1 protein-coding gene is annotated in these 245 nt (G+C 33.1%); it reads right to left on the bottom strand.

What is annotated here, in order from left to right; all coding sequences use genetic code 11:
• Positions 1-8: 8 nt before the first annotated feature.
• Positions 9-182, bottom strand: coding sequence for a hypothetical protein (locus ABWW58_RS17155; protein ID WP_353870256.1), 174 nt, complete (start codon positions 180-182; stop codon positions 9-11).
• Positions 183-245 lie beyond the last annotated feature (63 nt).

Genomic DNA, 245 nt, shown 5'->3' with positions numbered 1-245 from the left:
TTTCTGTCCTAAGTGTCCCAAAAACATGGCATAACTGGGCTTTTCCGATGGCAATATACATCTATGCCTTTATCTAAATATAATTGCAGCATTTCTTCACGCGTAAAGCCTGTGATATGAACCTTATTTTCGACGATATTTAAAATGCCACTATCTAATTCATTCACCCAGTTTTGTAACATACAATTACACTCTCCTATTTTGTTTTCAAATTTAACATATTGGAATAAAGCATCGTTTTAGAA

The sequence above is a fragment of the Sporolactobacillus caesalpiniae genome (genome assembly GCF_040513385.1).
Taxonomy (GTDB): domain Bacteria; phylum Bacillota; class Bacilli; order Bacillales; family Sporolactobacillaceae; genus Sporolactobacillus.
This window is presented reverse-complemented; position numbering and strand designations above follow the sequence as displayed.

Excerpts from the sequence above, each read along its gene's own strand:
- ABWW58_RS17155 (WP_353870256.1), bottom strand. The coding sequence starts at position 182 with ATGTTACAAAACTGGGTGAATGAATTAGATAGTGGCATTTTAAATATC.